The organism is Liberiplasma polymorphum, assembly GCF_043951795.1.
Taxonomy (GTDB): domain Bacteria; phylum Bacillota_I; class Bacilli_A; order Izemoplasmatales; family Izemoplasmataceae; genus Liberiplasma; species Liberiplasma polymorphum.
The window spans coordinates 1-8,482 of record NZ_JBIOAG010000058.1 but is presented as its reverse complement, the minus strand read 5'-3'; the positions used below and the strand labels follow the sequence as shown (position 1 = coordinate 8,482).

Below are 8,482 nucleotides of genomic sequence, written 5' to 3'. Positions count from 1 at the left end.
TGTATGTTTGATTATAAAGACTACTTAATTATGAAATCTATGACCAATGAAACAGAACCATTTAATATCAATCAAATAGCTGATCGTTTAGAAGTTTCAAAACGTATGGTGTATTATTCTGTAAATAAAATCCTCGATTATGTAGCATCAAATCATCCAAATACGCATAACATTATCAAAGATTCAAACGTAACAATTAGCCCTATAGTAAAGGATTTTCTTAAATCATTTTTAGATGAAAACTTTTTTAATTTATACACCTATTCACAAGAAGAACGAATTCACATGATATTACTTTATTTACTATTAGAAGAGGATAAGTTCTCGGTGCAATCTTTTGAAGATGTATTAAAAATAAGTAAAAACACCGTTATGAATGACTTGAAAACAGTAAGATATAACCTTGCTAAATACCATTGTACCCTTGAATATAGTAATCAACATGGTTACTTTATTGAAGGCACAAACTTAAGAAAACGTTCGGTTTTATTTAAGGTTATTAATGATTTAAGCGATCGATTGTTTGTTTTAAAAAATTTATTTTTTGATATTCAAGATTATGACAAGATGCATGAATTATTAACGCATTTAAATCGTCATTTTGATGAGAATTTATCTGAAGATATGTTTAATTATCTTGTACTTGCTTTAGCTATATTAAAAAAGTATCCGCAAAAACCTATTCAGTTATCTGATGAAGAAAAAACGATATTTACAGATGAGATTTATAGACTTGCATACGATTATTTACCGGAATCATTAAAACAAGAATCGGAGTTTATCTTTTTTCATTTTTTAGATATAAAAGATAAGATTGTAACTTCAAAAGAAGACCCATTTATTTATGATTTAGTCAATGATATTATTGAGGAATTTAAACGTAAAACATTAATCCATTTTAAAGATGAAACGGCACTTTTTAACGGCTTATATAACCATATAAGTCAGTCGTTAAAGCGCTATAAATATGGTGTTCGTATAGAAAACACCATGAAACAACTTTTTAAACAACAATATTATCCTATTTTTAATTTAACAAAAAAAGTTATGGCTGAGTTTGAAGAAGTCATAGCCTATCCAATCTCAGAAGATGATATTACTTATATTGCTATGCATTTTGGTGGTCATTTAAGACGTGAAAACCAAACTGTAGCCACTCAGAAAATATTAATCGTTTGTCCAACAGGTGTAGCAACAAGTTATTTACTAAAGAAATCACTTGAAGATCAACTCGATAATATTGAAGTCATAGATTGTATTGCCTTAGATGATTTAGATGCTTATGTTAACCCTTTTGATAAACTCATAGCGACTGTAAAAATAAAAAATAATCCTTATGAAGCAAATACTATCTATGTTTCACCATTATTATCTGAATATGAAAAAGAAAGATTAAGCATTATATTTAATAAAACGTCGCATTTATCAATAGACCCACAAACGATTTTACAGGATTTAAAACCCTTTATTAAAGAAAAAAACACAGATGCTGTATTAAAAATATTACATAAGTACCTCATGCCAAAAACGTCATTAAATTTACTGAGTGAACTTATGTTATCTAAGTATATTCAAAAACAGAAAAATGCTAAAGATTATAAAGAAGCACTATTTATTAGCGCTGCACCTTTAATTCGTGAAGCTAAAATAACTAAAAGTTATGTAGAAAAGATTATTGAAAATATTGATCATTTAGGGCCTTACATTGTTGTTAGTGATTTGATTGCGATTAGTCATGCTAGACCTGAAGACGGTGTTTTAGATAATGGTATTAGTGCTTTAATTTTAGAAAATCCAGTAATTTTCCCAGATGATAAACCTGTAAGAATTATTTTTACACTTGCGGCTTTAAATAGTGAGATGCATTTAAAATTATTAAGTCTGTTAAGTGAAAAAATTGAACACCATAATGAAGCGATTATAAAATCTAATAGTGAAAGCAACTTATTAAAACTTTTGCTTTCTACATAAAAAAACTTTCATACTATTTAAATGAGTATGAAAGTTTTTTTATTAAACAAGTTTATTATCTTTAAAAGCTTTTTCGATATTTTTAAGGGCATCTTCTGCATCATCACCTTCAGCACGTACTGTGATGGTTGCTTCATGGGGCACGCCTAAACTCATTACACCTAAAATACTTTTTAAGTTAATGGCTTTATCGTTGTAGACTAACTCAAGTTTTGAGTTATATTTTGCGGCTTCTTTACATACTAACGATGCAGGTCTTGCGTGTAATCCAGCTTCATCTGTAATTATTAATTCAATTGATTTCATAGTTTCACCTCTTTAAATTGTTTAATTGTATCTTTAACGGTACTGGCTTGATCTAATTTTAAAACATCGTCTAATAATGTTTTTAAATCACTAAGTTTAACTTTACTAAGTAATGCTCTAATTTCAAGAATACTTGATGCATTCATACTAATTTCATCTATACCCATTGCAGTAAGTAATAATGCTATTTCATTAATACTTCCTATTTCACCACATAATCCTGTTTCTACGCCTTCACTTTTAGCATCTTTAATGATTTGATAAAGCAAGCGGATTAAAGTTGGATCAAAGGGTTCATATAAATATGTAACTTTTTTATTCATTCGATCTGCGGCGTATAGATATTGAATTAAATCGTTACTACCAATTGAAATAAAATCAATGTGTTTTGCGAGTGTTTTAACATTTAAAGCAGCACTTGGAATTTCAATCATTATTCCTAATTTAGTATTTTTTTGGTAGGATTCGTTATTTTTTTCTAAATCTTCAATAACCTCATTCAAGATGACTTTTGTTTTAAGAATTTCATCTAATCGTGCAATCATTGGTATCATGATGCGTAAAACCTTTTGATCAGCAGAAGCGATTAATAAAGCTTTTAACTGGGTTTTAAATAAATCAGTTTCTTCTAGACAAAGTCTAATTGCACGATGACCTAAGAAAGGATTGTCTTCTTTTTCTTGAGATAGATAAGGTAAAGATTTATCTCCACCAATATCAAGCGTTCTTACTATAACTGTATTTATTGCTTTAAATACTTTTTTGTAACTCGCAACTTGTTCATCTAATGTAGGCATTTTTTCTGAATTCATAAATAAAAACTCAGTTCTAAATAACCCAATCCCTTCAGCCCCGTTAGCTTTAACACTTTTTAAATCTTCAATAGAGCCGATATTTGCAAATAATCCGACATGATGGTTGTCTAGTGTTATCGTTTTCTTATCTTTATAAGCCTTCAAAGCAATTTGTTTTTCATTGTAGGCTTTTAGTGTTTTCTTAGCTTTATTTAACTGATCATCATTTGGTGAAACGTATATGTGATTATCTAACGCATCTAGAATTAACAGTGTATCATCATCTATTGCATTAACAATTCCATCTACACCAACAATAGCCGGGATATTTAAAGCACGAGCCATGATGGCTGTATGACTGGTGTAACCACCTTGTTCGGTAATAAAGCCTTTAACATATTCTAGGTTTAAACTTGCTGTATCACTTGGGGCTAAGTCTTCTGCAACAATAATGACTTCTTGATCTAATAAACTCAAATCAGCGATTTTACTATTGACTAGATGACTTAAAACACGGTACTGAATATCTTTGATGTCAGAAGCACGTTCTTTAAAATAAGCATCTTCCATATTTTCAAAAATTGTGACAAATTCGTTGGTTACTTTTTCATAAGCCTTCGCGGGATTTATAGAATCTTCTTTTATTAGTTTTTTAACAGCATCAATAATTTCTACATCGTTAATCATCTGTATATGTGCTTCAAAAATAGCAACATGCTCAGCATCAAGAGAGTTTTTTGAAGATTCAATAACCTTTTCTATGTCAGTGGTGCTTTCACTTAGCGCTTTTTTAAAGGTTTTGATGCATGTATCAATATCTTCACATACATCATTACTAGTTTTAATCGGTTCTTTTATATATATATACGCTTTTGCAATAGCTAAACCTTGACTTGCAATTTTACCTTTATACATAAAATCCTCCTCATAATTACTTAACTCTATTTTACCATTAGAACCTTGTCAATCAAGTCCAAGATGTTTCACAAATTTCTAGTAAATCATTGGACTTTAAAAAAAAGTTTAAACTTTACAGAATTTAAGGGATTTTCTTAGGAGCTTTAGTATAACCTTCGAAATGACATGAAAAACTTTAGAAATCCAGTTAAATTTGATAAAAAAGCACGTAAAGACCTGCGAAATCTTCAATTTCTGTAAAGTGACATCCGTTAAAGTTTTTTGTATGCTTATGTTAACAATAAAAAAGGAGGTTCACATGGTTAATCAAGTCATACTAGTGGGAAGATTAGTGTATGACCCTGAGTTAAGAACACTTGAAGATGGTAAAAAAGTGACTACAATTACACTTGCCCTGCAAAGAAGCTTTAAAAGTGCAGAAAGTGGTACGTATGAAACTGATTTTATCCGATGTACGCTATGGAGTGGTATTGCAGAAAATACCGTTCAATATTGTAAGAAAGGTTCTACAGTAGGCGTTAAAGCAAGACTTGTTCAAAAATTCTTCGAATATGGTGACAATGAAACATTTAGCCACGCAGAAGTTGTTGCTGAAAAAATTACCTTTATCAGTCCAAAAGCATCCGAATAACCTTTATCCTTTAGTTAAATCCCCCTTTATTAAAAACACATCCGCAATTTGGATGTGTTTTTAATGGCTTCAAAAGATGGTTTTTATGATATAATATATGAATAAAAACGGGGTGAAATTATGAATGCTTATTTAACATTCCTAAAGCATATATTAGAAAAGGGTACAATTAAGAACGATCGTACAAATACGGGGACAATTTCGACTTTTGGTTATCAAATGCGATTTGATTTAAGCGAAGGATTTCCTTTACTAACCACTAAAAAAGTTCACTTAAAAAGTGTTATTCATGAACTGTTATGGTTTATTAAAGGTGAGACTAATATTAGACCATTAGTGCTTAATAATGTCCGTATTTGGAATGAATGGCCATATGAGACTTATAAAAAGAGTAGTGATTACCAAAATGAAACACTAGATGCATTTATTGAAAAGATAAAAAACGATGAAAATTTTGCTCAAAAACATGGTGATTTAGGTCCTGTTTATGGGAAACAATGGCGTAGTTTTGAAGGGAAAGAAACCGTTGTTGACCAACTTAAATGGCTGATTGAAGAAATTAAAACTAATCCTAACTCAAGAAGATTAATCGTAAATAGCTGGAACCCACCACTAATTGATAAAATGGCGTTACCCCCATGCCATATGATGTTTCAGTTTTATGTGTCAAATGGAAAATTATCCTGTCAGCTATATCAAAGAAGTGCGGATGCTTTTTTAGGGATACCATTTAATATAGCAAGTTATAGTTTATTAACTATGATGGTTGCTCAAGCAACCGGGCTTGAAGTGGGTGAATTTATTCATACAATGGGTGATGCTCATATCTATCAAAATCATTTAGAGCAAGTTCATCTACAACTCTCAAGAACCCCCAAACCACTTCCGAAAATGGTGTTAAATCCAAAGGTTAAAGACTTGTTCAGTTTTACTTATGAAGACTTTTCACTTGAAGATTATAATCCTCACCCAGCCATTAAAGGGAAGGTGAGTGTTTAATGATTTCAATTATTGTTGCCTTTGATGAGGCAAAAACAATAGGATTTAAAGGTGGATTACCTTGGCACTTTAAAGAAGATTTAGCCTATTTTAAGAATGTAACTGCGCATCACAAATGTGTGATGGGACGCGTTACTTTTGAATCAATTTTAAAAACCTTGAAAAAACCTTTACCTAACCGTGAAAACATTGTCGTTTCAAGACAGAAATTAACCTATCAAGGGATTGAAGTTATTAACGATTTGGAACAATACTTAAAAGCCAACCAAGATAAAGAAGAAGAAATCTTTGTTATTGGTGGAAGATTAATTTATCAAATTGCATTACCTTATGCAAAAAAACTATATATTACTCATATAAAAGGGCGTTTCGAAGGTGATACTTATTTTCCTGAATATAACGAGTCGGATTACAAAAGAGTTTATTTTGATGATCATCCGTCTTTAAGTTTTGCAGTCTATGAAAGGATGATTTAATGGCTACGCGATTATATATTATTTTTAGTTTAGCTTTTGCAGCTGTTGCAATCTTGTTTTTTGAATTGTACCTAATTACGAGTTACTTAACCGTATTATTTTGGTTTGCTTCATTGTTAGGTGGAATGGTTTTAACATTCATTATTTTTGTATTATTTTTCTGGGTGTATAGTTTTACGATAAAAGAAATTGATCCTCATAATATGAGAAACCATGGGATAGTTAATAGTATTTTACAGTTAGCTTTTAGATTTTTAAACGTAAAATTAGTAGTTACAGGCAAGGAAAATATTCCTTTAAAAGGAGAAAAATTTATCTTTGTATGTAACCATCAAGAAAATTACGATATTATGGCAATTAAACCAGTCTTAAAAGAGCATCCACTAAACTTTATTGCTAAAAAAGAATCATTTGATTGGTTTTTACTCGGTAGGTGGATTCGTATGTTAGGAAATGTACCTATTAAGCGTGATGCTGACCGCGATGCTGCAGAAAGCATCATAAGAGGCATTAAACTCTATAAAGAAGGCATCCCTATGGCGATATTTCCTGAGGGTAAAAGAACATTTGGAAACGAACTAACACACTTCAAACCAGGTGCGTTTAAACTTGCAACAAAACCCAAAGCTGATATTTTAGTCGGTACCATTTATGACTTTAGTAAAGTATTTAAATGGTGGCCTATTAAACGACACAAAATTTACTTACATTTTCATCCATTGCTTAAATATGAAACATATCAAGCAATGAATACTATCGAACTAAGTCAATATGTAAAACAAATGATACAAACTAAGCTTGATGAATACAAAAACATAGTTAAATAATCAAGAATGTGATATAGTATACACGCGTTTAATTTAAAAGTAGAGGAGTTGATTGTATGCGAATGGTAGATATTATTGAAAAAAAACGAGATCACCACGAACTTACAAAAAATGAAATTGAATATTTTATTAAAGAATACCTAAACGGTAATATTCCAGATTATCAAATGAGTAGTTTATTAATGGCAATCTATTTTAACGGCATGAATGATGAAGAATCAACTTATTTAACAGAAGCTATTTTAAATAGCGGAGAAATTATTGATTTAAGTAACATCGACGGCATCAAAGTTGACAAACATTCAACCGGTGGTGTTGGTGATAAAACGACATTAGTACTTGGGCCTTTAGTGGCTTCATGTGGCGCAAAAGTCGCAAAACTATCAGGTCGCGGATTAGGACATACCGGTGGGACACTAGACAAATTAGAAAGCATTGAAGGCTTTAATATTAATTTAGACAATGCAACATTTGTAAAACAAGTCAATGATATTAACATTGCTGTTGCCGGACAAACCGCTAAATTAGCCCCTGCAGATAAAATGTTATATGCCTTACGTGATGTTACAGGTACTGTGCCTAGTATTCCACTTATCGCAAGTTCAATAATGAGTAAAAAACTAGCAAGCGGTGCAGATGTTATTGTGCTTGATGTAAAAATCGGCGAAGGTGCATTCATGAAAACTATTGAAGATGCACGAGAATTAAGTCACTTAATGGTTAAAATCGGTACCAATTTTGGTAAAAAGGTCGTTGCTTTTATCACTGACATGAGTGAACCTTTAGGCTATGCAGTTGGAAATAAATTAGAAGTACTAGAAGCAATTAGAACCCTTCAAGGAAACGGTCCAAGCGACCTAGAAACCCTTTGTAAAGAAATTGGAAGTTATTTAGTCCATCACTCAGGAATAACCGAAACTTTAAAAGAAGCCCGTAAGCTAATAGATAAAAAAATCTCATCACTTGAAGCAAGTGACAAGTTTTATGAGTTAATTAAAGCACAAGGTGGGAAGTATCCTGATTTAAACGATTATATTCACACCAATGGCATCATCGCAGTTAAAAGCGAAACAGAAGGCTACATTCAAAAACTTAATGCCCTAGATATTGGTTTATCTGCCATGCGCTTAGGTGCAGGACGTGCAACAAAAGATGATGAAATTGATATGGATGTTGGGATTGTTTTAAATAAAAAAGTTGGTGACAAAATAGAAGTAGGCGAAGTCCTTGCTTATGTTTACAACAACAAAGATGATATTACCGAAGAGATAAAAACTATTTTAAATGCATTCACCATTACTGAAACGATGGTTGAAAAGAAACCATTAATCCTAGAAATTATTGAATAGAGCGCTCGCGCTCTATTTTTTTTACAGATAAATTATCTAAAAAAAAACTGACGTTTGGTGAAAAAAGTTGGTGAGAAAGCGGTTCAGGCATTTAGACTAGACGTTATCTCACTTTTCTAGAATAAAATAAAATAAGCAATAAAAATGATATAACCCGAGTTTTATAGTTGATCAGCACTAAATAATAAAGTTCACAACTTAATACAACAAT

8 protein-coding genes are annotated in these 8,482 nt (G+C 31.1%); 6 read left to right on the top strand and 2 right to left on the bottom strand.

The features are described from left to right. A partial coding sequence (locus ACHAJD_RS09470) for a BglG family transcription antiterminator (protein ID WP_435585627.1) occupies positions 1-1,971 on the top strand: 1,971 nt, incomplete at its 5' end. Between the two features lie 42 nt (positions 1,972-2,013). On the opposite strand, the gene ACHAJD_RS09465 is transcribed toward ACHAJD_RS09470, so the two are convergent. Then, positions 2,014-2,277 carry an HPr family phosphocarrier protein gene (locus tag ACHAJD_RS09465; RefSeq protein ID WP_435585626.1) on the bottom strand — a complete coding sequence of 88 codons (264 nt, stop codon included), beginning with the start codon at positions 2,275-2,277 and terminating at the stop codon, positions 2,014-2,016. Next, complete coding sequence (gene ptsP / locus ACHAJD_RS09460) at positions 2,274-3,986, bottom strand: phosphoenolpyruvate--protein phosphotransferase (protein ID WP_435585625.1); 1,713 nt, start codon at positions 3,984-3,986, stop codon at positions 2,274-2,276. Before ptsP ends, ACHAJD_RS09465 begins: the two co-directional genes overlap by 4 nt. 301 nt (positions 3,987-4,287) lie before the next feature. Here ptsP and ACHAJD_RS09455 point away from each other — a divergent pair, with 301 nt between their 5' ends. The 5 genes from ACHAJD_RS09455 (at position 4,288) to ACHAJD_RS09435 (ending at position 8,271) form a co-directional block, all read left to right on the top strand. Next, the gene (locus tag ACHAJD_RS09455; protein ID WP_435585624.1) at positions 4,288-4,620 is read left to right on the top strand and encodes a single-stranded DNA-binding protein; all 333 of its coding nucleotides are present in this window, start codon (positions 4,288-4,290) and stop codon (positions 4,618-4,620) included. Between the two features lie 120 nt (positions 4,621-4,740). Beyond that, entirely contained in the window at positions 4,741-5,619 is an 879-nt protein-coding gene (gene thyA / locus ACHAJD_RS09450; RefSeq protein ID WP_435585623.1) for a thymidylate synthase, read from the top strand. Continuing rightward, positions 5,619-6,095, top strand: a complete 477-nt coding sequence (locus tag ACHAJD_RS09445; protein WP_435585622.1) for a dihydrofolate reductase — start codon at positions 5,619-5,621, stop codon at positions 6,093-6,095. The genes thyA and ACHAJD_RS09445 overlap by 1 nt, the downstream gene beginning before the upstream one ends. After that, a complete protein-coding gene (locus ACHAJD_RS09440; protein ID WP_435585621.1) occupies positions 6,095-6,922 on the top strand; it encodes a lysophospholipid acyltransferase family protein in 828 nt (275 codons plus the stop codon). The genes ACHAJD_RS09445 and ACHAJD_RS09440 overlap by 1 nt, the downstream gene beginning before the upstream one ends. Before the next feature lie 56 nt (positions 6,923-6,978). Continuing rightward, a complete protein-coding gene (locus ACHAJD_RS09435; protein ID WP_435585620.1) occupies positions 6,979-8,271 on the top strand; it encodes a pyrimidine-nucleoside phosphorylase in 1,293 nt (430 codons plus the stop codon). The last annotated feature ends 211 nt before the right edge of the window (positions 8,272-8,482 follow it).